Genomic DNA, 26,623 nt, shown 5'->3' with positions numbered 1-26,623 from the left:
CTAAATACTAAGGATAGTTATGAGTCAGTGGGCAGGTCGGTTTCGGTGTCTATTTTTGGGTATCGTCATGGTGAGTGGTTCGTTTTTTTCCCAGGCATCAGTGATAGAGAGTCCCCAAAATACTACGAAGCTTGGGTTGGAATATGTCGGCACGCAAACGTGCGCGGAATGTCACCAACAAGAGGTGGAGGCTTGGAAGGGCTCTCATCACGATATGGCAATGAAACATGCAAACTCAGAATCTGTTCAAGGTGATTTTGATAACCGCACAGTGACGCATGATGGGCAACCCAACCGTTTTTTTAGACAAGGCGAGGAATATTGGGTCAATATTCAAGGCCCTGATGGTCAATGGCATGATTATAAAATTAGCTACACATTTGGCTGGGAACCGTTACAGCAATATATGGTGGAGTTTGAAGACGGTCGTGTACAGCTCATTCCTTTTGCGTGGGATTCAAGGACGAAATCGGAAGGTGGTCAGCGCTGGTTTCACCTCTATCCAGAGACAGCAACGACAGATGAGTTTTACTGGACTAACACTGGGCAAAATTGGAATTTCATGTGTGCAGACTGTCATTCGACCAATGTAAAGAAGAACTATGACGCAATCAAAAATACCTACAACACGTCTTGGTCCGAGATCAATGTTGGTTGTGAAGCGTGTCATGGCCCTGCAAGTGGACACATCGAGTTGGCGAAAAAGTCCGCATCTACAGGAGGCTCTTTCGATACAGATAGTCACTATGGTTTTGACCGAAATTTATCTAAAGCGGTAACCGAGTGGGTATTTGAGAAGGGCCACAGAACGTTACAACCAAAAGCAATCGCAGAAACAAATCAAGTTCAGACGTGCGCACAATGTCACAGCCGTCGAACGCAGTTAAATGAGACAGGTGATCACATTCAAGGCTCATTTTTCGATAAATATCGGTTAAGCCTGATCACTCCAGAACTCTACTACCACGATGGCCAAATTTACGATGAAGACTATGTTTACGGTTCATTTCTTCAGTCTGAAATGGCTGAAAAAGGCGTAACATGCACCAATTGCCACGATCCTCATTCGGCAAAACTAAACATCCCAGAAGAGGCGGTATGTTCACAATGTCATATTGCGTCAGAATATACCCCAGAAAACCACACCTTCCATGAAGCGGGATCCAAAGCGTCACAATGTACGACTTGTCACATGCCAGAAACGACTTATATGCAAGTCGATCCTCGTAGAGACCACAGTTGGCACGTACCTAGACCTGATTTGAGCAAACACATCGATACGCCCAATGTATGTACGTCTTGTCATGAGGATAAGAGTAACCAGTGGGCGGATGCGCAGATAGCCGAATGGTTTCCTCACTCTCAATACCGCAATCAACAACACTTTGCTGTCGCGTTTTATGCCGATGCAATTGGGCACAAAGGGGCGGCGAATGCTCTGGCTTACTCTGCTCAGGATTCATCATTAAAAGACATCATACGAGCTTCTGCATTAGAGCGAATGGGCGGCAATACTGACCAAAATACGACTGTTTCGCTCGCAAGGGCCGTTAAAAATGAGAATGAAATGATTCGGCTCGGCGCAGTCGCGGGCTCGTCTGGTTATGAGTTTCATGATCGATGGCGAATTTTAGAACCACTGCTGGATGATCCCGTACTTTCAGTGAGGGCGGAGGCGGCTTCGGTATTAGTGACCAGCTATGCGCAAATGACGCCGTTACAAAAAGATAGGATTCAACCATCGCTTGAAGAGTACATGGACATTCAAAAGTTTAACGCCGATCGTGGTTTTGGTAGAACCAATTTGGCAAATGTATACCGCAGCTTAGGCGAAATCGATAAGGCAATTGCGTTATACCAAGAAGCGATAAGCATCGAGCCTTATTTCGAAAATAGTTACGTGAATTTATCGGACCTGTATCGACGCCTTGGGAAAGAAAAAGCTGCGCTCTGGGTGTTACAACAAGGGATGAAAGCTCAGCCTAAATCCAGCTCATTACCTTACAGTGCCGGTCTTTCTTTGTTACGCCAAGGCAAGGAAGATGAGGCCAAAGCTCTACTTAAACATGCCGCAGAACTAGGAAAGACTAACGCTCACTACTGGTATGTTTATGGTCTAGCTTTAGAAAAAAGTGACGTTCTGGAAGCCAGTAAGGCATTGCAGACTGCGTTTAAAGTTGGTGGGAACCCTCAACATTTATATGCTAAATGCGAAGTTCTAGCGAGAAATCATAAAAAAGGCGCTGTCGCTTTTGCTTTCGATAGGTGTCTAAAAGAGCTGAGTAATTATGCTCCTAAGCAGACTATTGATCAGCTGAAAGCATCTATTGCGAATCTGTAGAGATTAAACACCAATAGTAAAAAGTGGAGCCTTTATCGCGCCACTTTTTCTTACTTAGTTCAATCAGCGTCTTTCACTAGTCTAAGGCCCATGTCAGACATAATGACGGATTGGCTGGCAAAATCGCGGCGATAGTTTTCAGATTCGTCTGCGTCATAAGCAAAGCTGCCGCCACGTACAGACTTGTGTGCAAGGCTTTCTTTTTCCTCTTTTGCGTTTACCGGATTATCACTGGGCGCTGTTTTGTAATAACCTTCGTCAAAAGCATCAATCACAAACTCGCCTACGTTACCTGTCATGTCGTACAACCCGAGCTCGTTTGGTTGCTTTTGACCTACCTTATGAGCCTTATTGTGCGAGTTATTCGCATACCAAGCCACATCGTCAATATTGTTTGATCCAGAAAAAGTGAAGCCTTTGCTTAAAATTCCGCCTTTAGCGGCAAACTCCCATTCAGCTTCTGTTGGTAGACGGTAATGCTCTCCCGTTTTTTCATTCAATTTCTTAATGAAATAATTGGCTTGTTGCCAACTAATATTATTGACGGGTGTATTTGGATCTCGAAAGTAGCTTAGAGAGGAGCCAGTGACAGCTTCAAAGAGCGATTGAGTTACCTCGAATTTTGACAAATAGAATCCATCAACGTTAACAGTGCGAGCTGGGCCCTCTGACTTTTTGGCTGATGGATTATCTGCGCCCATCGTAAACTGCCCACCTTCGACAAGAACCATATCTTGATCGATTTTCTGAGCGAGAGAGTTTGGTGGGGTTGTTGCACACCCATTAATTATCAGCGTGACCGACATGGCTGAGACAAGGGAAATAATCTTACTTTTGGGATGCTTCATTCGGCAACTCCGTCAACGACTTTGATCAAAAAGTCTAGCAAGCAAAACCATAACAAACGGTTATACACACTATAACAAGCGCCGAGAATAATTGAACATTATCATCACCCTAGGCGATTAACTCGATGATTAGGTTTGACATCATTGGGGACAGGTTAGCAACTAAGAAGGTGATGAATGCACATAACTCAAGGGCCGCAGTTCAACGGAAAAGCATCTAAGCGTTTACATGTGATGGCAAAGCCCATTGGTGCTGCTTGCAACATCGATTGCACTTATTGTTATTACTTAAGCAAACAAGATTTGTTGGAATATAAGCAAGGGTGCTCGCCAATAATGGATGACGAAACCTTAGAGAGCTATATCCGCCAATACATAGAAGGGCAGAACACACCTGAAATTATCTTCTCTTGGCAAGGTGGAGAGCCAACCATGCTGGGGTTGGATTACTTCAAAAGAATTGTTGAATTACAAGATAAATACCGCCCTCATGGTATTACGATCTCTAATGATCTTCAGACTAATGGCACGCTTCTTAATGATGAGTGGTGCGAGTTTCTAAAAGCGAACCACTTTCTTGTCGGTTTAAGCATCGATGGCCCTGAGATGATGCACAACGCTTACCGAACAAATCGAGCGGGAAGAGGCACATTTAAACAAGTGATGAACGCCGTTGAGCTATTACATAAGCATGAAGTGAAGTTTGCAACGCTCACGTGTGTGAACAACTTGACCAGCCGTAACCCATTGGAAGTGTATCGCTTCTTACGAGATGAAGTACGTTCCCCTCAAATGCAGTTTATTCCGATTGTTGGGCAGAAAACTTTCAGAATAACAGCGCCACAAACTTGGAAGCCCAATGAGCAACTAATGCAAGGTGATAAACGTCTGATTCCCGGCCACAAGGATTCGGTTGTCGAGCCATTTTGTGTGGCGGATGAAGCATGGGGTAACTTCCTTATCGCGATATTCAATGAGTGGGTCGTGCATGATATTGGTAACGTTTTTGTACAGTATTTTGAAGCGAGTTTGGAAACATGGATGGGAAGAAAAAACCCACTATGCACGCTAGGTGAAATCTGTGGCAAAGGTTTAGCAATGGAACCAAACGGTGATGTCTTTGCGTGTGACCACTATGTTTACCCGGAATACAAGATCGGAAATATTCACCACGAAAAACTCGATACTCTCGCTTATAGCCCTGACCAGCAGAAATTCGGGTTTGCTAAAAGTCGTACACTGCCTCAGCAGTGTGTTAATTGCGATTATCAGTTTGCATGTTTTGGAGAATGCCCTAAAAACCGCTTTATTCGCACCAGAAAAGGTGAGCCTGGCCTTAACTATCTATGTGCAGGTTGGAAGAAGTTTTTTGCGCATGTTGACAAATCAATGGCGTACATTTTACGGGCGATGGGCAACCCTGTGGTACACGGCAAATACAGTGATAAGGCTTTGCACCTGAAAGCGTCTAATCAACCTGTTTTTGACACTAAGTTCTAAGATTCAACTGGTCCAGTTTTATAAAAGTAAGGTCTAATCAATGCAAAAGATAACGCATTTTACGAAGTCACTTTTAACGTTCACGATGAGTGTAGCGTTAAGCCAAGGCGTTTGGGCTCAAGATAAACCTCTGCTCAATTCAGATAAAGTTTCACCCGTTGAGATAGCATCTCAAGAAGAACCTATGACGCCAGCACAGCAAGTCGAAAAGTTGTCTTATGATGCACAAAACAAAAAGTTGTCTTCAGAAAAGCGTATTGATGCTTTACGTGAACTGGCCAACTACCCCAGCCAAAACGCTTTGGTTGCCGTTGCTCGTGGTTTGAAAGATGCAGATGCTGGAATTCGTGAAGCGGCAATTGTAGGAGCTCAACCCTATATGATAGAGCATCGCTGGCGTCTGGTTTCCCCGTTGCTAAGTGATGACGATGCAATGGTTCGAATTACCGCAGCGATAAACTTGGTTCGAGATTACGCTAGTTTAAGTTCGGAGCAGCAACAGTCACTCGAAGGCGCGGTGACTGATTTAACATCCTACTTGTCGCAGAAAACTGACAACGTTTCTAGATTACTCCTTGCCGATGTATATCGTTGGCATCGAGAGTGGGACAAAGCGGCATTGATTTATCCAGAGCTAACCAAGCTGATGCCAAGTAACCCGCAAGTCTGGTTAAGCTATGCGGACAATTTTCGAGCGCAACAAAAAGATCGACAAGCTATCAAAGTACTTGATGAAGCAATCACACTTTTTCCTGATAACGCTGCTTTGCATTACTCGAAGTCGTTGGCGCTAGTAAGACTTAGTGAGAAGCATGATGCCGCTAGCGAAATTGAAAAGGCCGCTAATATGGCGAAGAACAACAGTTATTTTTGGTACTTGAATGGTGTTCTGCAAGAAGAGTTAAATCTTAAAAAATCTGTGCACGCTTTTGAAAAAGCTTATTTGATCTCTGGCGCGCCGGAGCAGCTTTATGCAGTGTGTGATATCTACATTCGGTACGATAACCCCAAGTCTGAACAGTGTTTAGCGGAACTTAAGAAAGTGGCTCCGGATTACGTGATTGATGAGCTTAATCAGAAAAAGGGACGTCAAAGTACTTCAGAGCAGGTTGACGCCAGCTAACTAAACACTTTATCAGTAAGCTTCTTTAATTAAAGCGCGTTTCTAGTTACAAGGTCACTTTCTGGTGTCGTTGCATATGTTGCTCTGAATTGCGCTTGTTAATCGTGAACTATACTTTCATTTGGATTTGCATCCCGTACCTCAATATAAGGAATTAAAATGGCTATAAAGTTAAAGGTGATTGTCCTTGCGACAAGTTTTGCTCTGTCTAGCTATAGCATTGCTGCTGATGTGCAAGATCCTCTGCCGTCATGGAACAACACCGGTGCGAAGCAAGCTATTGTGGCGTTTGTTACTAAAACGACGACTCAAGGCTCGGACGCTTATATTCCTGAAAGCCAAAGGATCGCTACGTTTGATAATGACGGGACGCTGTGGGCAGAAAAACCCGTTTATCTACAGCTGTTTTTTGCGATCGATAAAGTGAAAGAGATGTCCTCTGATCATCCTGATTGGAAAACAACAGAACCTTTTGCTTCGGCAATAAAAGGTGACTTGGAGGGGGTTGGCAAGCAAGGCCTTGAAGGTGTGATGCAGCTTGTTATGGCGACTCACTCCGGAATGTCGACTGATCAGTTCCATCAAGAAGTGAAGGAGTGGATGAAAACGGCCGTTCATCCTTCGACAGGAAAGCCATACACTGAAATGGTTTATCAACCGATGCTTGAGTTACTCGACTATTTGAGAGCAAATGACTACCAGACCTATATAATTTCTGGAGGTGGTATTGATTTCATGCGTGTTTGGGCACCAGAAGTATACGGGATCCCAACGCAAAATATCGTTGGGACGACATTAAAAGCGGAGTATCAGGTCGTTGATGGACAGCCAACTATTCAACGCTTGCCAGAAATTGATTTTGTGAATGATAAAGCGGTGAAGCCTGTCACGATCCAGAACTTCATTGGTAAGCGCCCGGTGATGGCATTTGGTAATTCTGACGGTGACTTACAAATGCTAGAGTGGACTAAAGCGGGGTCTGGCCCACGATTTTCAGCGGTTATCCATCACACGGATGACAAGCGTGAATGGGCGTATGATAAAGACTCTCACGTGGGGAAATTAGACAAATCATTTAAAGTGGGTGAAGAGCAAGGTTGGCTGTTTGTCGATATGAAACAAGATTGGAATCAAGTTTTTAAAGAAGCGATGAAAAAATAGCGACCCAGCCAACGTAAACACTACACCAAACATTTTGTGATAGGGGGTGATGAGCAAAACGCTCTTCATCTCCTCAACTTAACAATTCTGTTTGGTATCAGCATAAGCAAATATTGCGTGCGTCCGTATTGGTTATTTGATTGCTGTGTGGCATCATTGCTTAAAACCACTTAAGTGAATTTAAGTAATGACGCAAGAAGAGCGATTGATAGAACTCAGAGCCAAGCTAGAGCTACAAAACAAAATAACGTTATCGGAAGTTTGCGAGTATTTTGGCATTTCGCGAGATTCAGCGCGTCGAGACTTAGTCAAGTTGAGCCAACTACCGGGATTACAAAGAATCCGAGGTGGCGTTATGCTTGCCCCGATATCTTCCTCTACAGAGGCGTACTCTAATCGACCAATTAGTGACACTAAGCATCGCCTCGCTAAAGCGGCCGCTAAGCTTTTGGATGAGCGTGACCACCTTGTTATTGATACCAGTACTATCTTATCTCTGCTCCCACTTTACGTAGAAAAAGCACGCTGTGAAGAAGATAAGCTCAACGTGGTCACCAACAGTATTGACGTACTGCTCGCTGCTGAAAAAAGTGAATCAATGGACGTCCATTTCTTAGGTGGACACTTTGACCCCTACGCCAGAGCGATCTTGGGTGCACAAGCAGAACAGCAAATGAAGCAATATCATGTGAATAAGGCGTTTATTGGTGTGTGCGCGTTGTCATCCCGAGGGTTGACGACAAATAATGAGCTAGAAGCAACCATGAAACAAACTATGATAGAGCAAGCTCAACAAGTCATTGTCGTTTGTGAATCCCGCAAAATTGGAAGCGACAATTTTCACCATGTATGTGATTTGTCAAAGATCGACATCGTTATTACCGATCATGCTCCTCAATCAGATTTTCAACAACTTCTCGACCACAATGATATTGAATGTATTGTTGTTTCACCGAAATAAGGAATCTTAGTATGGCTTACGATCCCGTAAAGACCGCCGTGATTGGTTACGGATATTCAGCAAAAACTTTCCACTTACCCTTCATTAAAGCACTGCCAAACTTGACGTTGAGCGCAATAAGTTCTCGTCAACAGGAAGCGGTCCAAAATGATTGGCCAGATGCTCAGTGGTTTGCTGATGCCAATACTTTACTCGATGACAGTGACGCTGAGCTTGTGATCATCACTGCGCCAAATGACGTGCACTACGAGCTCGCAAAGCGCGCGTTGAACAATGGGAAACATGTCATTGTTGAAAAACCGTTTGTAACGCGCATAGAAGATGGGAATGAGTTGATCGCCTTAGCAGAAGAAAAAGGATTGGTTCTGAGCGTTTTTCATAATAGGCGTTGGGACGGCGACTTTCTCACCGTTAAATCGCTTATCGAACAAGGTAAGTTAGGTGGTGTGAGGTTGTTTGAGTCGCACTTTGATCGCTACCGTCCTGAAGTTCGTCAACGCTGGCGAGAGCAGGCTCAAGATGGCGGTGGTATTTTATTCGATCTTGCTCCCCATCTTCTCGATCAGGCCTTGGTGTTATTTGGTTTGCCAGATGCGATAGACGCACAGTGTCGAATGATGCGTCCGGGCGCGACGACGATTGATTACTACAACTTAGTGCTTCATTACCCAGACCATATTGTGCATTTACATTCAAACTTATACAGCCCAGAACCAAACCTGCGTTATAAAGTATTGGGTACTGAGGCTAAATATGAAAAGTTCGGATTAGATCCTCAAGAAGGTTACTTAAAAGAAGGCCGATTACCGGAGAACGATGCTTGGTCGGAAGAGGACGAGGCGTTATACGGTGTCCGCTACGACGAAGACGGTGCGCAAACCATCAAAACGGAGAGAGGTGCGTATCAAGCTTATTTTGTTGGTGTAGCAGATGCCATTCGTTTGGGTACTGATAACCCGGTTCCTGCCGTTCAAGCAGTACAGAATATCGCTCTGATTGAGATGGCATTGGAAAGCAGCAAAACGGGAAAAACGATTCAGGTGAAATCATGAGCTTAACGCTTGAGCTCGTCGCTCAACAAGAGCATGAGCTTCAATTGAAAGAGTTTAACCACCAAGTTGCGTGGTCTATTGGTTTAGCTTTAAAAGAAGCGGCGGAAGCCTGTGACGCGGCTGTGGCTATTGAGGTCTACGGTTTTGGACAAACGTTATTTCAATACGCGATGACAGGAACGTGCGCTGACCATTTGGATTGGGTTCGTAGAAAGCGAAACTCAGTATTGAGATATGGTCACAGCTCTTACTACCTCTCGCTGTACAATAAGCAAAAGCAGCGTGATTTTGAAAATCAGCCACATCTCGATGCGCGTGAGTATTGTGCTCATGGCGGCGCGTTCCCAATTCGAATCTTGGGTTCTGGTTTAATTGGTGTTGTCACGGTATCGGGTTTACCGCAGTTAGATGATCATCAGCTTGTTGTCGATGTATTAAAGACAATGGTAATGACCAGCACAGAGCTTGCTTAAAGTTGTGCGATATTACAGTGGCACGGCATTTATTTTGTGTCACTGAATTCTCTTATTAGCTCATTTTGTGTTCTATTATGTGAGAAAATATTTAACACTGCTCCCAACTTCCTACCTGAAAATTAAATCAATTTCATATAACCTATACGCTCATTCATACAAAAAGCCATCGAAGCTGGCAGTTGGCAAATGTCCTTTAGAAGAAAAGAAAAACTTAATCTTAGAAACCTTATTGTAATCCTGTGTGTTTTCAGTGTGCTTGTCACTTTGATCAATGCGTTTTATTCGATCTATCGAGTGCAACGAGATCTCATCATCAATAACACGTTAGAGTCCAACCGCGTTTATGCGCAAAAAATGTCAGAAATGACGGACTCTTTCATAGAAAGCTCAATGTCGCAGCTAAAATACAGTGCGAACTTGCTACAAGATAAGATGCACGATGCTCAGTTTCTTGACGAAGAGGCGGAGAGGCTGAGAAAGCAAACCAAATCATTCAACTCTGTGGTTGTCGTTAATGCGAAAGGCGTCATTATTTCTGTATCACCAGAGACACTTCAGGTGAAAGGTGTAAAGCTCGTTGGTGAAAGAAAACGTCAATCTTTAAATGCTCAAGCGCCCGTTGTCACTGAGCCATTCATCTCACCCGCAGGTAATTATCTGTTAACGATCTCATACCCTATATTTTCTCACTCCAATGAATATTTAGGCTATATCGGCGGTACTATCTATTTAGAGAAGGACAATATTCTTGCGGAATTACTTAGCCAGCATGCTTACAAAGATGGCTCTTTCCTTTACGTTGTGGACGAAAGCAATACGCTGATCTACCACCCAGATAAATCGCGGGTTGGCGAAGTGATCAACGATAATATGGCAATTAACGCCGTGACAATGGGTCAGCGTGGTAACAAAGAAATTGTGAACTCTCGCGGTGTTGAAATGCTTGCAGGGTATACACCAGTTGAATCATCAGGGTGGGGAATTGTCGCTCAGCGCCCGAAATCAATGACGTTAATGGTGCTAGATGAGCAGATGTGGAGTGTATTTTTCAAATCGATTCCAATTGGTTTATTAACTCTGCTGTTAATCTGGTTCTTCTCTCTACTTATTTCAAGACCATTATGGCAACTGGCTGGCGCTGTTCGAGGAGTGGAAGAACACTCTTCATCCATCGATGATTTGAAGCTGGTTAAGTCTTGGTATTTTGAGGCCTCACATTTGAAGCTCAGTTTCCTCAAAGCGTTTGGTATCGTTTCAAAAACCATTGATAAGCTGCAACTGGATACGCTAACAGACGCGATGACTGGGTTGTTAAATCGACGCGGCTTAGACAAAGTTCTAGGCTTGTTTAAGCAAGAAAACACCGCTTTTTCTATTTTAGCTTTGGATATTGATCATTTTAAGAGCGTCAATGATAACTATGGTCATGATGTGGGTGACAATCTACTCAAAGAATTCGCTCAGTTGATGAAAGAGCAAGCCCGAGCGAATGATCATCTTTGCCGTTCCGGTGGGGAAGAGTTCATGATGTTCCTTGAAGCGACGGATGTTCATCACGCGGTTGATGTCGCAGAGCGGATTAGGCATAACGTAGAAAAACACGATTTCCTGGTCGTTGGTAAGGTAACGGTATCACTTGGAGTTTCTCACTGGAAAGGCAACGATATGCCAATTGAAGCGGTAATGAAAGACGCTGACAACGCTCTGTATAAAGCAAAGCGCAATGGAAGAAACAGAACCGAGTTAGGTGAAGACGCACAATAGGTATAGTGCTATGCGCTGAACGTAAAACGCGCCAGTTACCAAGCTTTTGTTTTACTCGTTGGCGTAGCCGCTACCAATTGCTCTAAATGGCAAGTCGAGTTCTAACTCCGGAATTTGCTTGCCCACCCAAGCCGGGAATGTATTGCTATTTGGTCCTGGAAACAACGTGTATTCTTCAGCCCAAGGGTATTGGTTGATAACGCTTTGTATTTTTGGGATAAGTTTATCGGCTTTTTCACCTTGTATTGAGAGTATTTTTTCTGGCTTCGCACCATACCAGTAGCGATCTGGTGTGCCCGTTTGGTATTGATACAGAGCGGGTTGTCCACGATTCACGCGCCACCCGACCACTTCATACACGGTATATTCGTTCGCATTTTCAGGCTTTATCGCAAACCAAGTGTGCACCGCAAACCAGCCTCGCCAACCAAATGCATCTGCGGCATAAAACTCAATTACGGCATGTTTCACATTGGAAGGGTCTGGCGCGATACCGGCAGGTTCTCTGCTTGCGGTACGCCAATCTCCTTGAGTGCATCCACCCATGAAAGCTGCGATTGATATCAAGCCAACTTTTAATAGATGAGTAAAACTGAGAGAGTTTTTCATTGATCGCTCCTAGACCAACCGATGTTGGAAATGCTTTATTGATTTTAGCTATAAAATAGGTGCAAGCCTTATTGTTAAATCTTCCCTTCGTTAAAAAGAAGGGAAGGCTAGCGCCACAATATCGGATCATACGTAATAATGAGGTAAGCAGATTTGTAACATGTGGCATAGAAAATATTGTCTTTCTCTATTAACTTGCTTAGTTGCGTATGAAAAAGTAAGAGCTTGTACGTATATTGCTTACACTATTTAGTAATTTAAAATTAAATAAAAACAATTGCTTGGGTGTTATTGGGGGCGATTAAATAGGCTGGTTTATCCTCAACTGCATTGTGATTCCCCCATTTTTAGCGGAATTTCATCGTACATCCTTTTACTGTATTTAGAGACTTGCGTACACCTGTGGCACAATGGGCGATTATTGAGAGTGCTGTTTGGTAATGCAAATGGCAGAAAAATAACTAGAAATTGAATAACCAATGTTTAAATCAAAAAGTATACTTGCATTATGCACCTTCGCATTTGGCTGTTTTGCCAATCAAGATAGTGAACCAACGTCCGTTGTACTTAACTATGGTGACTCTTCACTCAGCGCTGATATTCAAGCAAATCGAAAATTTCATGTGGTCCAAGATAATGAAAGTGAACATGTGGAGTTTTCTGGAGGAGTCACGAAGGAATATTCCGATTACATTGTTAATATACATATCATCAGAAAAAGCAAAATACGCAGATCAAGTCGAGAGCTGAATACCACCGTATTGATGAACAGCGATCAGCTTGAAAAGCCTTTAGTGGTTGGTATTGAAAATGATGAATTCACCAGTATTACTTTGCGTTAATACTTGGTATTTATCGAATAGGAATGGTTGAACCGATGCTCTCAATACGCCGCTATCGCACAGAGGATGCTCCAATATTGTGGACACTTTTTTACCACACTGTACGAGTCATTAATCGTCGCGATTATACCGAATCACAAGTTTCAGCTTGGGCCCCATCAGATTTTGATCTCAATTCATGGCAACGCACAATGGATGCTATTCAACCCTATATCGCGGAAATAGAAGGGCAGGTCGTTGGCTATTGTGATTTGCAAAGTGACGGCTTGATTGACCATTTCTTTTGTCACCATGAATATCAAGGCCAAGGTATTGGTCGTGATTTGATGTCTTTTCTATTTTCACAGGCGAAAGTACAGGGGATAGAGCGACTGTACTCTGAGGTGAGTATCACTGCACGACCTTTCTACGAGAAAATGGGGTTCACAGTTAAGGTTCAGCAACGTGCTGAAGTTAGGGGAGAAACCTTAACTAACTTTATGATGGAAAAGTATATTTCACTGAAATCGTGAGCATTTAGTGAGCTTGAACACAGATATAAAATGTTTTCCAATGTGAAAACAAGTTCATTGATCTCGCACCAAAGTTTTGTTTGAAAACAGTGTGCATAATCTTCTCTGGAACAAGCCATTACTGCATTTTTCGTCTCTGAAGGCTTAGTCAGAGCCTAAAAGCCTCGGTATTGCGGTGGGTAATGGCGTTCCAAACGCCAAACGTGTCTGGCTAACCATCTCAGGAAGAGAAGTAGTACTATGCGCCCTTATCTCAAATACATTATTCCAACATTGATACCATTGCTTATTTGGTTAATGCCCCTCTCTGCATTCCCATTTGATGGCATTACTATCGTCCAGCAGAGAGTGATCGCAATCTTCTTGCTTGCTGCACTCTGCTGGGTGTTTGAACCTATTCCAATCTACGCGACTTCGGTCGTTATCATTGTGCTCGAATTATTGCTTGTTTCGAATAAAAGCATCGTACTTTTTCGCTTGCAAGAAGGGCAGCCACATTTTGGTGAGCTGTTGCAATATAACGAGATAATGGCGACTTTCGCTAGCCCGATTATTATGCTGTTCCTCGGCGGGTTCTTCTTAGCTATGGCGGCGACAAAGTACAGACTGGATGTCAACTTAGCGCGCGTGTTGCTAAAACCATTTGGGCAAAACCCAAAGTTCGTTATGTTGGGTTTGATGTTGATCACCGCTGTCTTTTCCATGTTTATGTCAAACACCGCAACAACAGCGATGATGTTGTCGATTCTAACCCCTGTGATTGCGGTATTTGGACCTAAAGATCCCGGTCGAATTGCATTTGCCTTGTGTATTCCTGTTGCTGCCAACATTGGTGGTATTGGTACACCAATCGGCACGCCCCCGAATGCTATCGCGCTGAAATATTTGGTTGGTGACAACTTAATTACGTTTGGTGAATGGATGGTATTTGGCGTGCCATTCGTCATTGTGATGATGGCGCTAGCGTGGTTTCTGATTGGCTTTTTATATAAAGCCGAGCAAACCACCATCGATCTGAATATTAAGAGCAAGTTTTTGAAAACACCAAAAGCGATGATTGTCTATGTCACCTTCGCAGGTACGATTATTCTCTGGTTGATGGGTTCAGCACATGGAATGAACTCTTACACAGTGGCATTAATTCCGGTCGCGGTATTCTCATTGACGGGCATTATCAACAAGGAAGATTTGAAGAAAATTTCTTGGGACGTGCTTTGGTTGGTGTCAGGTGGTATCGCTCTGGGTCTTGCTCTGGATAAAACAGGGCTTGCGAAGCTGGTGGTACACAGTATTCCGTTTGATCAGTTCTCGCCATATGTGGTCTTGCTTGGTGCGGCGTTCTTGTGCTTGTTAATGGCAAACTTTATGTCGCATACGGCCACTGCAAACTTACTTATGCCGATTATGGCTGCGCTAGGTACCTCGATGACTTCGTTAACGCCATTGGGTGGAGAAGTGACGCTGATCTTAGTCGTGACATTTGCTGCTTCACTCGGTATGTCGTTACCAATCAGTACGCCACCAAACGCGTTAGCTCATGCTACTGGGCATGTCGAAAGCAGCCAAATGGCTCGTATCGGTGCAGTGCTGGGCGTGATTGGTGTATTACTTAGTTTTGTTATGGTTTGGATTTTACATACCGTTGGGCATATTGGGTAACCCATGTACGAAACGAAACTAGATGCGTTAGTACAACGCTATTTTAACCATCTTGAACGCCGATTAACGGTCCTATCCGGATCGGTACTGATCGAGCAAGCTGGCTACAACGATCGGTTGTACTACGTGCTTTCAGGAGAGTTGGCTGGCTATTATGCGGAAGACGACAAGAAGCCAATTCAGGTATTTTCTGCGTCTCAAGGTGCGTTTATTGGCGTACATAGTTTCTTTTCTGGTACATGGACTGCCTCTTCGACAGTGATTGCTCAAACCGACGTTGAACTGGCTTGGATACAGCGTGATACGCCCGCGGTGGAAGAGGCGACATACGGACCATTGACGACACAATTTATGCCTGTGATGGTGAACGAGTTATCTCGGCGTCAACGGCGTGCAATGCAAGAGGCCTTGGCTAAAGAAAAAGCGTTACAAAAGCTGCATACCGCAGAGCAAATGACAACGTTAGGGCAACTTGCCGCGGGTATTGCTCATGAGTTGAACAATGCTATTGGTGTGGTAAGCAGTAAATCTGAGCGACTCGAGTCGGTCATCATGGAATTGCTTGAAGAAGTTCATCCGGAAGCGAGTCAGTTTTTTGATTTTGGTTTGATGCAAGGACAGAAAGTCTCTTCCAGCGAAGCGAGAAAGCGGGGGCGTCACTTCGAAAAATATTACGGTTTACCTAAGGATCTCGCACGTGATCTCGCACGTGCCGTTCCAAATAATTTCCTGTCGGAGCATTGGTTAAAAAGACCCGAAGAAGCGATACGTTTCTGGCAAATGGGGCGAGACCTTCATGATTTGCGTATTGCCTCTAAACATACTGTTGGCATTGTACGTTCAGTGAAACAATTGGGGCGTACGGATATCGACCTGGATGAAGCGTTTAATATTAATGACTCAATCAATCGAGCGCTGGCCCTATTGCAAAGTGACTTAAGACGCGTGAGCGTACGTTTTAGCCCAGCGGACTTGCCGGACTTTGTCGGCTCTCAAACCGAACTCGTCCAAGTTTGGGTCAATATTTTAAAGAATGCGTGTGATGCACTTGGTCAAACCGAAGATCCGGGGATCGAAATACATACTCGAGAGAGTAAGGGGAAAATTTTGGTCACGATTGCTAACAACGGACCAGAAATCGATGAAGCGACACGCAGAAAAATTTTCCGGCCAAACTTCACCACTAAAAAGGGTGGGTTGTCGTTTGGTTTAGGATTAGGGCTGTCGATTGTGAAACGCATTATCGCCGGATATAACGGCTCTATTGTGGTAAAGAGCGACAGTGAAAAAACAATTTTTAGAATCAAGTTACCAGTAGAGGGTGAACATGGAGAAGCTTAATGTAATTTGCGTTGATGACCAACGAGAGGTATTAAGCGCGGTTCTACAAGATTTAGAGCCGTTACATCAGTGGTTGAATATCGAAGACTGCGAATCCGCAGGTGAGGTTCTAGAACTGATGGATGAGCTTGATGCAGAAGGCGAGATGATCGCATTAATAATTTCCGATCATGTCATGCCAGGTAAAACAGGAGTGGAACTACTGACAGAGGTATCACAAGACAGTCGTTTTGTTCGCACACGTAAAGTGCTTCTGACGGGGCAGGCGACGCACACGGATACCATTAATGCAATTAACTCCGCAGGTATTGATCGCTACTTTGAGAAGCCATGGCAAGCGAGCCAATTGATTGAGTGCGTTAGAAACTTGGTGACTCAATATATCTTTGATATGGGCTTAGATTACACTCAATATCACGAACACTTAGATCAGAGTGTTGTTTTTGAGCGCCTACGTTAATCAAGGCTCTCTAAGGTTGTTTTCGTCACGGCCAGTTAGTGTCTGAAATTTACTGTGAGTAGTTCAGCATGCTTAACGTGGCCGTGCGGAATAGCGTTAATTCTGGGATTATTTCGCCGAAGAACGGTTTAGCTCAATGAATAGCGACTGGCACTGGCAACAGAGAGTGGTTTAGAGAACCAATAACCTTGCAAATAATCGACGCCCATCTCGGAAAAGAAGTCACACATTTTTGCGTCTTCGATGCCTTCTATCACCACTTCAATATTATTTTCCTGACACATAGTGATAAGAAACTTCAAATACTCTTGAGAAGAGCGATTGGTCAGTGTCTTCCATGCCATCGACTTATCAATTTTGATTTGTGTCATCGGCAAGTCGAAGAAGCTATTTAATGAACTGTAACCAGAGCCAAAGTCATCGAGCGAGAGTGCAAAACCTAACTCCCTGAGCGTGCTTAGGGGGGCAATAGCCGTCTGGTTATTATCCAAAATAAACGTTTCTGTCAGTTCCAAAACAATAGACTCGGGGTCAACGCCTGCTTCATCCGCCATGGCTTTAATTCGCGTAGGGAATTCGCTGTTCATCAACTGAAGTACAGAAACGTTCACGTTAACACGAACTTGGTTTTGGTAACGTTCACGGTAGTTTTTGATGAATTCACACGCTTTGGCAAATACTTGATATCCCAGTTCGACGATCAATCCTTTGTTCTCTGCTACAGGGATAAACTCGTCGGGATAAATTTCGCCAAACTCTTTGCTACGCCAGCGCACTAGTGATTCGAAGCTCACCACTTTTGAGCTTTTGGCGTCAATAATTGGCTGGAACTTAACACTTAATGTCTGTTTTTCTAGCGCACTTTTAAGACCTTGCTCAATAAAGAAGTAGCGATCAACGGCATGCTGCGTCTTCTCACTGTAGACCGCGACGCGGTCTCTATTTTGTTCGCTCGCGTACTGACAAGTTCTTGCCGCTTTACGTAAAATTTCCTCTGCGGAGTGACTAGGGTCAATACAAGGATACAAACCAATGCTAATGTTGCTACCTAGGTATTGGCCTTCTTCAATCACCGCTTCATGGTAGGTTTGTTTTAAACTTTCAGCGTAACTCTGTAGCGCTTCTATTGAGCACTCATCGTGAATCAAAATCGCAAAGTCATCATCATGCACGCGATACACCGAGCTGTTTGGAGAGGGCAAGTGACTGAGAGTTTGTAGCAACTTCTCTACTAACCCATCGACCAGTTCACTGCCATATTGATTCAAGTAAGATTTGATGTCTTCGATCTGAATATAACAAATAGACGCGCAAGAATCGGTGGTACGTACACTGTCCTCGATATCCAGCAATAGATGGGCGCGGTTAGCCATGCCTGACGCGTTGTCATGAAATGCAACTTGATGGATGTAACTTTCCATCAGCTTACGCTCAGAAATATCGCGATGGCTGCCAACCATGTAATGGCCATGTTCTGTTTCTTTGGTCATGGCTACGCCTTCTATCCAGACGTATTGTCCATTGGGTTTACGAACTCGGTAAGTGGTTGTAACCCTCGTATTGTTGGTCGTGATGTGCGCATCGACCCTTGTGGACAGCCTTTCTCGATCAAGAGGATGAACAAGTTCTAACCACTGCTCTAAACTGATTCGGCCAGCGTTAATACCGAGCTGTTCATAGAAGCCTTTGTTGTAAAATACCATGGTACCAAACTCATCCATGTAGAAGAGGCCTTCGTTAAATACGTCGAAGATATGAATGAATCGTTCTTCAACGATTTTCAGGAACTCTCGGTCACTATCTGAGGCTTGTTGGTCAAATATGGTGGTCAAGATATTTCCTCCTCGAGCGTGTTAGCATCAGAGATGAGTGTGGGGGGTTGATAACATAGAGTTGATCTGTTGGCGTACATTACAATCACAAAAGTATCAGTTCAAATTGTTTGGCTATCATTTTATGCGCTACTAGGTTAATAACATACTAAGATTAGGCGGCTAATCATCGACATTTATAAAAAATAGTCAACAGTAAAAATCATTTATAAAATACAGTTATTGATGCTGTCCGCAATCTATAAATATTTATGAATAATTATCCTCAAGTTATTTTAAGACGTGTCGGTTAGAGGTTCTGCTCTTGAGTGTCATATCTGTATATTTGCTAGGCTAAAGACCATATTAACAAAAAGGGCTTGGTGATCGCGATGGGTTATTAATTGACAGGATGCTCATTAATAGTAATCAATTCTAATTTATTATCACGCCAATTAATCAAATCTCTTATAATACTGCCGTTAATATCGAGTAAGCTTTCTTTTTATGCAGTACGATCCAAAAAATTCAATCAAAATTGCGCTCGCTGATGTCGGCGTTGGTATGTTTGTTACCGCGATAGAGCACAACAAGCGCGTAAATTTAGCCAATGCAGGGCGGATATCTAGTCCAGAGGGCATTAAGAAGCTTACCGCGAGCGGCGTGAAGTATGTTTGGGTAGATCAAACATTATCTTCTCAGAAGTGTGTCTTTAAGCCTGTGGATGAATCCATTGTTGCCGTAGAAGAGGAGCGAGAGCCCAAGTCCTCTGACTTTTCGAAGGTTCAACGCGCCTATCGCTCGAGAGATGTTCAACATAAACGAGCCAAAAAGCTAATTGCGGAAGCAAAAGATCTGGCGCAGAAACTATTGAATCAAACTTTTGAAGGCAAAATCATTGAAGTTGATGAGGTAGAAGCTTGGGCCGATGATGTCATTGAAAGCGTTTTTATCGACTCAGATGCGTTGCAATGTGTTTCTGCACTCCGAAAAAAAGACTCCTACTTGTTGGAACACTCCGTCAATGTGGCTTGTCTTCTAGTGTCATTTGGTAAGTACTTGGGGTTAGATAAGCAGACATTAAAGCAGCTCGCTATTGGTGGCATCATTCATGATGTAGGTAAAATTAAAGTTGATGACAAGATTTTGCATAAACCAGCAAAGTTAACGCCTGAAGAGTTTGAACACATGAAGCTACATCAAGTGTTCGCTGGTGAAATTATCCTCCATGTAAAGGGCCTTAGTGATGTGAGTCGCGATGTCTGTTTGATGCATCATGAGAAGTTAGATGGCAATGGCTACCCTAGAGGCTTGAAAGGCGATGAGATTCCGATTCACGGCCGCATGAGTTGTATTGTTGATATTTACGATGCGTTGACGGCCGATCGCTGCTACAAAAAAGGCATGAGCTCAGCAGAAGCGTTTAAAATCTTGTTGAGTTTAACGCCATTTCATTTAGATGCAGACCTAGTCTACAAGTTCATTAATTGCGTTGGGATGTACCCAGTGGGCTCTATTGTTGAGTTGAGTGATGGGCGTGTTGGTATTGTTTGGTCCTCAAATGACTCTCAAGCTTTAAAGCCAGAAGTGAAGTGTTTTTACTCACGCAAATATCAGCGTTATATCGATGTGGCGATGGTCGATTTGAAAAATAGCCTACACAAAATAGAAAGAGCAGTCGCTCCGTCATCGTTAGAAATCGATCCCAAGCCTTTTTATGATTAAGAAAAATAAACATGCTTTACAACCTTGCATGCAGAGCGTATTTTGATTGCATAACTATCTATTAATGGTTTCTAAATAATGTAGGGACTAGGTGGTTATTAAAGAATCGAGTTTCATGGATGGAAACTGAGCTAGGAATATCTCAATAAAGATTGAGGTATAACCCTCTACTTTTTGCGGGAAGGGATGCCAATGCAAATTGATACATGGATTTTTTACACCCTGGCCATTTTGGTGCTCACTGCATCGCCTGGGCCAAGCTCATTGCTGTGTTTAAGTAAAGGTGTGAGTAGTGGGTTTCGTATTGCCCTCATGACTGCGCTAGGCAGTTTATCAGCGATCACTATTATATTAACGCTTTCTTTTACCGGGTTAGGGGTTGTGATTGCCTCATCTGAGCTGGTCTTCAATATCATCAAATGGTGTGGTGCCGCTTATTTAATCTGGTTAGGCATTCAAGCGCTGCGCTCTTCTCAAACGGATTTTGACAAAACGGCAGCCGTCCAAAGCTCCTCGAATACGATCAGCGCGTTCACCAGTGGTTTTATTGTTGGCGCTAGTAACCCGAAAGCGATTGTCTTTTTTACCGCTTTGTTTCCTCAGTTCATTGATCCCTCTGCGCCTTTGCTGGCTCAATACGCGATTTTTGCATCTACATTTGTGGTGTTTGAGCTAAGTTGGCTAACATTTTATGCATTATTAGGTGTAAAAGCTTCAGACTGGCTGTTTGTCGCTGGAAGAGCCAAGTTGTTCAATCGCCTGACTGGCGGAGTATTTATTAGCGCAGGCGTCATGTTGTCGACGGCAAACCGATGAGAAAGCGCGTGTTCGGTGCATGGTTGGATTATTTCAATAGCGTAAGTTGCAATAACCTAATTTAGCGTTAGCTTATTTCCATTATGGAAATAGACGTTTTGTTTATTTTCATTAGTGGCAATAGGTAAGCCGGAGTAAAATCACGTTACTCTTTAGGGGTAGAATCCATGTTTTATCTTGTGGGTTTGTGGTTACTTTTTCAGGGACATCTCAGATGAAAAGCCTTTCTGAACTACAACAACGTTTTCTAGACATTGCGACTGATGTTCGTCTTTCTCCAAAACAAAAGTCGAACTTTTTGGCCTTGGAGGCGGAAGCATGTATTCCTTACATGTCGATTTCCCCATCGCTAAGACAAGCAATGGATGAAGGAATCATCTGTGATATGTTTGAAGGCCATGCACCTTTCAAACCACGCTATGTGCTGCCTGATTACGCTAAGTTCCTATCGCAAGGCTCTGAGTATCTAGAGTTGCTTCCAGCTGACGATTTCGATGATGCGCTGAATATGCTCACCATCATTTACCATCATGTTCCATCGGTAACGAATATTCCGGTGTATTTAGGTCAGTTGGATGATGTCTTGCTGCCTTACATAGGCGACCTAACAGAGAATCAAATTTACAAAAAGTTAAAACATTTTTGGATCATGTTGGATCGCACATTGCCAGATGCGTTTATGCACGTGAATGTCGGACCGACAGACAACATTATTTGTCGCACTATTTTAAAAGTGGACGCCGAGCTCAAGCAGATTGCGCCAAATCTTACGTTCATGTACGACGAGTCGGTCACGCCTGATGATTTACTTCGTCAAGCGACGCAGAATATTTGCGAGTGTAGTAAGCCTCATATTGCCAATTACCCTGTGCACTCGAAAGCCTACAGCGGTTCACGTTTTGGTATTGTAAGTTGCTACAATTCACTGCCACTGGCTGGTGGTTCAAACACGCTGGTGCGAATGAACCTAAAAGAAGTCGCAGAACGAGCATCGGATTGTAACGACTTCTTAAACAGTGTTTTACCTCTATACCATCAATTAATGGTTGAGTTGATGGACGCTAGAAGTACGCACTTGCATGAAAAGTCCAATTTCTTTCAAGGATTTTTGACGCAAGAAGGGTTGATTGAAGAGTCCCGTTTCGCACCAATGTATGGCATTTATGGTATGGCAGAAGCGGTGAATCTTCTGTTCGAAAAAGAAGGCCAAACGGGGCAGTACGGAAAAGATGAACGTGCGAATGCCTTTGCTCATGATGTTTCAGCCACACTGGCGAAACTAGTGGAGTCAACCCCAGTGAAATATGGTTTGGATGGCAAAGCGCTCTTACATGCTCAAGGTGGTATTAGCTTAGATCTTGGCGTTACGCCAGGTGTGCGTCTTCCTTATGGCACGGAGCCAGACCCTGTCACTTATGTACAAGCAACAGCTGAGCATCACCAGTATTATCGTGCAGGTATCAGCGATATTTTGACGATTGATGAAACGGTGAAATCAAACCCAGAAGCGATGTTCAATTTGTGCAAAGGGGCGTTAAATGCTGGTTATCGTGAGTTTACCGCGAATGTGGCCTCAAATGATTTGATTCGCGTTACGGGATACATGGTCAAACTTTCTGATATCGCAAAATATGATGCAGAAGGTTCGAGAACCAATACGACGTTTCTGGGAGCAGAGGCGGCAAGAAATACTGGGATTTTAGAACGCTCACCACGTGTGGTGAGTCATGAAATGACACCGACCTACACGCAGGCGTAAAGGTCGGTTTAGGAAAGAACAAGATGTCTAGACGAAGTGGAAGCCTTTTGGCAAAAGTCACTCGTATCCTTCCTTTCTCTTGTGTTGATGGGCCAGGAAATCGTCTAATCATCTTTCTACAGGGTTGTAACTATCAGTGTTTGAACTGTCATAACCCTCATACAATAAACCATTGTAATCACTGTGGTGATTGTGTGAGTGAGTGCCCGGCAGACGCACTGAAGTTCGACGAAAACAACAACGTTGTTTGGCTTAAAGAGGAGTGCACCCACTGCGATCATTGTATAGAGATATGTCAGAACCAATCTAATCCAAAAATTACTGACTACTCTGTGGTAACAATGCTCGATTTGATACGCAAGCATCGCTTTTTTATCAGTGGTGTTACAGTATCCGGTGGGGAATCTACCTTACAACTTCCTTTCATTATTGAGCTGTTTAAAGGGATGAAACAAGATCCTGAGTTACAGCACCTTTCTTGTTTCATCGACAGCAATGGCTCTTTATCAGTGACAGGTTGGCAGCGTGTGCTTCCTTTTCTGGACGGTGCGATGATCGATTTGAAATCGTGGCAGACAGAGACGCACCAGTGGCTAACTGGGCGTGATAATCATCGTGTATTCAAAACGCTTCAGTACCTCGCAAAGCATGAAAAATTGTATGAAGTTCGGTTACTGCATATTCCAGGGAAAAGTGATTTAGATATAGAAATCGTAGCGATTGGGCGCTATTTGAGTAATTTGCCTGAATCGGTGCTTATCCGTTTAAATGCATTTCAACATCACGGAGTCATGGGGGAGGCGCTAACTTGGGATGTCTGCTCGCGCCATGATATCGAACGCTTAAAATCAGAACTTTTACGTTACGTGAGTAACCCCATCGCAGTGCCGACTGTACTCATGTAATGCAGTTTTGATTCGTTATCTTACTCACGCATCGCACGCGTCTAGCATGGCACAGGCATCGAGCAATTGTTTTTGTAGCCATTTTAAAGCCGGATCGTTCAAGCTCGCTTTGTTCCAAACGAGGCTGTAGGCTACCTGTCCATAATCGAATGGAAGGGATTGTTCAACCAAGCCTTTTGCTTGCATGGCCGCCCTTGCCCAAAGCTTGGAACAGGTGAACAAGTAATCTGAGTGCTGGCACATCACCGCAGCTGAGCCAAAATCCGCTACACGCATAGCCATATTTCGCTTCGAGTGCCTTTGTGTGAGGTTCTGCTCGAAATAAGGTTGTGAGAGATCTTTATCATGAATCCCAATGTGTCTTGCACAGAGGTAGCTTTCAACAGACAAAGGCTGTTTAGAGAGTGGGTTTGATGGTCCCATTAAACAAACCATTTCGTCTTTCAGAATGGTTTGCCATACCAAGTCTTTGTTTTGCGTGGGCGGCTGACTAAGATCGTGTGGAAGCAGCAAAAAGTCCACTTGGCCTCTTACCAACGCATCGAAACTCATTTCCTCTTTTGCATGCACATTCAAATGTGCGTGATTGCCGAGTTGCTGAGATAAATGCTGTAGAACTGGCGCAAAAAGCTCAAACGAACTTTCGCGCATAGCTAATGAGAAACTGCCCTGATAGTAAGCTGGATTAAATGAGCCCTGATGTAATAATCCATTCATGCTAGAGAGTATGCCATGGATCGAGGGGCCAATGTGCAGCGCAAATGCCGTTGGTACCAAGCGAGTACCATCGCGATAGAAAAGGTCATCTTTCAGCGTTTCACGTAATTGCCCAAGTGTTTTACTGACGCTCGAAGGTGTTACACACAGGCGCTCTGCGGCAAGCGTAACACTGTGAGTGGTTAACAACATATGCAATACAGTGAGATGTTTTAGGCTAATGCGTGAAAGAGCAATGTAGTCCATAAATAGCATGGTTTCTTATGATTTTTGGCAGTATATCAGGATGAAACAAATTTTTACTATTGTTTATCTCGTAAATGAGCATCTTTCGCTTTGAGCTCAATGTATTTAACGTGTTGCGTAAAAATAATTTGAGCTTTGTAAGATTAAAGAACTCTCTTGGATTTGTTAGGTCTTTGGCGTTTTTCTTTCTTCAATTTTAGAATTTCTATTTTATTTATCTTTCTAGTGCGAGGGCTGAATAGTTTGTGTACGAATGAAAAGCCGTCATTACCTATTAAAAATAGCCATTGTGTTGTTGATTGTTTGGTGATTTACTCAAGATCCTTAAGTAACAGAGGTATAAATAATTAATGGACGACCCCTTTAGTCGACAGAACCCTTCACCGTATGTCTTCCCATCACTGGAGGCGTACTCATGTTAGAACTTTTCATGCAACCAGAGGCTTGGGCGATTTTTGCCACTTTGTTTGCGCTTGAAGTTGTCTTAGGCGTTGATAACGTCGTTTTTATCTCCGTCCTATGTGAAAGATTGCCACTGCATCAACGTAAACTGGCAAGAAACCTTGGTATCGGCCTTGCTGTTATTGCTCGTATTGCATTGGTTTTTTCTATCTCTTGGATTATGCAGTTGACTCAACCACTGTTTTCCGTCGTAAACCAAGCGTTTACCGGAAGAGACGTGATCATGATCGCGGGTGGTGCATTCCTATTGGCAAAAAGCCTGAAAGAGTTGTGGAGCTGGTTAAATCACAATGAATCTGGCCACTCGACTCATGCTCGTACTGGATTAGCGGTAGTGCTGCTGCAGATTGTTGCTGTGGATGCGGTATTCTCAATGGACTCGGTGATAACCGCCGTCGGTTTGACAAGTGATGTCCCGCTTATGGTCGCGGCGATTGTCTCGTCTGCAATCGTGATGGTAATGACTGCTGAAAAAATCAATAATCTGGTGACGCGCTATCCCGGCTTTAAAACGTTGGCATTGCTGTTCCTGGTTTTATTGGGTGGCTTATTGATGGCAGAAGGCTTCGCAATTCATATCAATAAAGGTTATGTGTACTTTGCGATGGCATTTGGTTTGATTCTGGAACTTTGTCATATCCAGCTAAAAAACAAACAGCGTCCTAGCATTAAGCGTCTTCGTCCGTTGCGAATTCGAGCAACGAGATTAGAAGCTCGTCAATAACAAACGACATTGCCGCTCACATGAGCGGCATTTTTGTATCTTGTATCGTCATTTTTAATTCTCGTTTTGCTTCGTTGTCGTCTCGATAAAAAATCGCATTTGTTGTTGTGTCGCAGATTTTTTATATAGAGCGCCCAACTAACACGAGTGAACGAAAATAATGAATAAAATGATCGATGCGTTAGCAACCAATGGCTACTACATCTGGGATGATTTTCTTTCTGAACAAGAGGTGGCTCAACTGCGAGATTGCATTCCAAGCAACTGGAAAAAAGCACGTATTGGTCGTAACGATGATGTTACTCGTATTGAATCTATTCGTAGTGACAAGATTCAATGGTTATCGCCAAATATGGGGCATGCTGTTACTTCTTACTTGGATAAAATGGAAGAGATCCGCCAAGAAGTGAACCGTCACTTGTTTCTTGGACTTTTTGAGTACGAAGCTCATTTTGCCAAGTACGAGAAAGGGGACTTCTACCAAAAACATTTAGATTGCTTCAAAGGTAACGAAAACCGTCGATTGACGACCGTTTTTTATATGAACGAATCCTGGACGGAAGAAGACGCGGGTGAATTAGTAGTATACGATTTGAATGACAATAAAATTGCAACCATTCCCCCACGCTCAGGGCGTTTGTTCGTATTCTTATCAGAGCAGTTCCCACATGAGGTGTTACCAACCAATGCCGAGCGTTTTAGTATCGCTGGTTGGTTCAGAATCAATGGTGTGCGAGATAATTTACTTGATATTGCTAGGTAGCTGTTTGTCGGCCTAGTCTTATCATCCTAAAAAGGGGGCGTGTGTT

At 43.6% G+C, this 26,623-nt stretch carries 23 protein-coding genes; 19 read left to right on the top strand and 4 right to left on the bottom strand.

Annotated elements, in window-relative coordinates:
- Nucleotides 1–19: 19 nt before the first annotated feature.
- Entirely contained in the window at nt 20–2,341 is a 2,322-nt protein-coding gene (locus EX191_RS03275; RefSeq protein ID WP_193447121.1) for a multiheme c-type cytochrome, read from the top strand.
- Between the two features lie 59 nt (nt 2,342–2,400).
- On the opposite strand, the gene EX191_RS03270 is transcribed toward EX191_RS03275, so the two are convergent.
- The gene (locus tag EX191_RS03270; RefSeq protein ID WP_193447120.1) at nt 2,401–3,189 is read right to left on the bottom strand and encodes a formylglycine-generating enzyme family protein; all 789 of its coding nucleotides are present in this window, start codon (nt 3,187–3,189) and stop codon (nt 2,401–2,403) included.
- Between the two features lie 177 nt (nt 3,190–3,366).
- Here EX191_RS03270 and EX191_RS03265 point away from each other — a divergent pair, with 177 nt between their 5' ends.
- The 7 genes from EX191_RS03265 (at nt 3,367) to EX191_RS03235 (ending at nt 11,226) form a co-directional block, all read left to right on the top strand.
- The gene (locus EX191_RS03265; RefSeq protein WP_193447118.1) at nt 3,367–4,689 is read left to right on the top strand and encodes an anaerobic sulfatase maturase; all 1,323 of its coding nucleotides are present in this window, start codon (nt 3,367–3,369) and stop codon (nt 4,687–4,689) included.
- Between the two features lie 40 nt (nt 4,690–4,729).
- Nucleotides 4,730–5,812: a tetratricopeptide repeat protein gene (locus tag EX191_RS03260; RefSeq protein WP_085343883.1), complete on the top strand. Its 1,083-nt coding sequence runs from the start codon at nt 4,730–4,732 to the stop codon at nt 5,810–5,812.
- A gap of 159 nt (nt 5,813–5,971) precedes the next feature.
- Nucleotides 5,972–6,973 (top strand): HAD family hydrolase, encoded by a 1,002-nt coding sequence (locus EX191_RS03255; protein WP_085343882.1) that lies wholly within the window; start codon nt 5,972–5,974, stop codon nt 6,971–6,973.
- 187 nt (nt 6,974–7,160) lie between these two features.
- Nucleotides 7,161–7,934, top strand: coding sequence for a DeoR/GlpR family DNA-binding transcription regulator (locus EX191_RS03250; RefSeq protein WP_085343881.1), 774 nt, complete (start codon nt 7,161–7,163; stop codon nt 7,932–7,934).
- A gap of 11 nt (nt 7,935–7,945) precedes the next feature.
- Nucleotides 7,946–8,986: an oxidoreductase gene (locus tag EX191_RS03245; protein WP_085343880.1), complete on the top strand. Its 1,041-nt coding sequence runs from the start codon at nt 7,946–7,948 to the stop codon at nt 8,984–8,986.
- Complete coding sequence (locus EX191_RS03240; protein ID WP_085343879.1) at nt 8,983–9,459, top strand: heme-degrading domain-containing protein; 477 nt, start codon at nt 8,983–8,985, stop codon at nt 9,457–9,459. Before EX191_RS03245 ends, EX191_RS03240 begins: the two co-directional genes overlap by 4 nt.
- A 189-nt stretch (nt 9,460–9,648) precedes the next feature.
- Nucleotides 9,649–11,226: a sensor domain-containing diguanylate cyclase gene (locus EX191_RS03235; RefSeq protein WP_193447117.1), complete on the top strand. Its 1,578-nt coding sequence runs from the start codon at nt 9,649–9,651 to the stop codon at nt 11,224–11,226.
- A 51-nt stretch (nt 11,227–11,277) separates the two neighbouring features.
- On the opposite strand, the gene EX191_RS03230 is transcribed toward EX191_RS03235, so the two are convergent.
- Nucleotides 11,278–11,835, bottom strand: a complete 558-nt coding sequence (locus tag EX191_RS03230; protein WP_085343877.1) for a DUF3750 domain-containing protein — start codon at nt 11,833–11,835, stop codon at nt 11,278–11,280.
- A gap of 479 nt (nt 11,836–12,314) precedes the next feature.
- Here EX191_RS03230 and EX191_RS03225 point away from each other — a divergent pair, with 479 nt between their 5' ends.
- The 5 genes from EX191_RS03225 (at nt 12,315) to EX191_RS03205 (ending at nt 16,649) form a co-directional block, all read left to right on the top strand.
- Nucleotides 12,315–12,677 carry a hypothetical protein gene (locus EX191_RS03225; RefSeq protein WP_046875214.1) on the top strand — a complete coding sequence of 121 codons (363 nt, stop codon included), beginning with the start codon at nt 12,315–12,317 and terminating at the stop codon, nt 12,675–12,677.
- A 35-nt stretch (nt 12,678–12,712) separates the two neighbouring features.
- The gene (locus EX191_RS03220) at nt 12,713–13,189 is read left to right on the top strand and encodes a GNAT family N-acetyltransferase (protein ID WP_048626344.1); all 477 of its coding nucleotides are present in this window, start codon (nt 12,713–12,715) and stop codon (nt 13,187–13,189) included.
- A 240-nt stretch (nt 13,190–13,429) separates the two neighbouring features.
- The gene (locus EX191_RS03215; RefSeq protein ID WP_085343876.1) at nt 13,430–14,848 is read left to right on the top strand and encodes an SLC13 family permease; all 1,419 of its coding nucleotides are present in this window, start codon (nt 13,430–13,432) and stop codon (nt 14,846–14,848) included.
- Between the two features lie 3 nt (nt 14,849–14,851).
- A complete protein-coding gene (locus EX191_RS03210; protein ID WP_053807362.1) occupies nt 14,852–16,189 on the top strand; it encodes a sensor histidine kinase in 1,338 nt (445 codons plus the stop codon).
- Entirely contained in the window at nt 16,176–16,649 is a 474-nt protein-coding gene (locus EX191_RS03205; RefSeq protein WP_047008729.1) for a response regulator, read from the top strand. The genes EX191_RS03210 and EX191_RS03205 overlap by 14 nt, the downstream gene beginning before the upstream one ends.
- A 128-nt stretch (nt 16,650–16,777) precedes the next feature.
- Here the strand turns inward: EX191_RS03205 and EX191_RS03200 are convergent, their stop codons facing one another.
- Complete coding sequence (locus EX191_RS03200) at nt 16,778–18,481, bottom strand: putative bifunctional diguanylate cyclase/phosphodiesterase (protein WP_006741581.1); 1,704 nt, start codon at nt 18,479–18,481, stop codon at nt 16,778–16,780.
- A 486-nt stretch (nt 18,482–18,967) separates the two neighbouring features.
- On the opposite strand from EX191_RS03200, the gene EX191_RS03195 reads away from it, so the two are divergent.
- From EX191_RS03195 to EX191_RS03180, 4 genes are all read left to right on the top strand, one after another.
- On the top strand, nt 18,968–20,185 hold the full coding sequence (locus tag EX191_RS03195) for a cyclic di-GMP phosphodiesterase (protein WP_005394162.1): 1,218 nt from the start codon (nt 18,968–18,970) through the stop codon (nt 20,183–20,185).
- Nucleotides 20,186–20,377: 192 nt separating this feature from the next.
- Nucleotides 20,378–21,001 carry a LysE family translocator gene (locus tag EX191_RS03190; protein WP_104971648.1) on the top strand — a complete coding sequence of 208 codons (624 nt, stop codon included), beginning with the start codon at nt 20,378–20,380 and terminating at the stop codon, nt 20,999–21,001.
- A 214-nt stretch (nt 21,002–21,215) separates the two neighbouring features.
- A complete protein-coding gene (locus EX191_RS03185) occupies nt 21,216–22,760 on the top strand; it encodes a YjjI family glycine radical enzyme (RefSeq protein WP_065646767.1) in 1,545 nt (514 codons plus the stop codon).
- A gap of 23 nt (nt 22,761–22,783) precedes the next feature.
- The gene (locus EX191_RS03180; protein ID WP_193447116.1) at nt 22,784–23,665 is read left to right on the top strand and encodes a YjjW family glycine radical enzyme activase; all 882 of its coding nucleotides are present in this window, start codon (nt 22,784–22,786) and stop codon (nt 23,663–23,665) included.
- A 24-nt stretch (nt 23,666–23,689) separates the two neighbouring features.
- Here EX191_RS03180 and EX191_RS03175 read toward each other — a convergent pair whose 3' ends face one another.
- Nucleotides 23,690–24,628 (bottom strand): LysR family transcriptional regulator, encoded by a 939-nt coding sequence (locus EX191_RS03175; RefSeq protein ID WP_047008735.1) that lies wholly within the window; start codon nt 24,626–24,628, stop codon nt 23,690–23,692.
- A 415-nt stretch (nt 24,629–25,043) separates the two neighbouring features.
- Here EX191_RS03175 and EX191_RS03170 point away from each other — a divergent pair, with 415 nt between their 5' ends.
- A complete protein-coding gene (locus EX191_RS03170) occupies nt 25,044–25,814 on the top strand; it encodes a TerC family protein (protein ID WP_047008736.1) in 771 nt (256 codons plus the stop codon).
- 160 nt (nt 25,815–25,974) lie between these two features.
- On the top strand, nt 25,975–26,577 hold the full coding sequence (locus EX191_RS03165) for a 2OG-Fe(II) oxygenase (protein ID WP_047008737.1): 603 nt from the start codon (nt 25,975–25,977) through the stop codon (nt 26,575–26,577).
- Nucleotides 26,578–26,623: the final 46 nt, after the last annotated feature.

It is taken from the genome of Vibrio chemaguriensis (assembly GCF_012275705.1).
GTDB lineage: Bacteria > Pseudomonadota > Gammaproteobacteria > Enterobacterales > Vibrionaceae > Vibrio > Vibrio diabolicus.
This window is presented reverse-complemented; position numbering and strand designations above follow the sequence as displayed.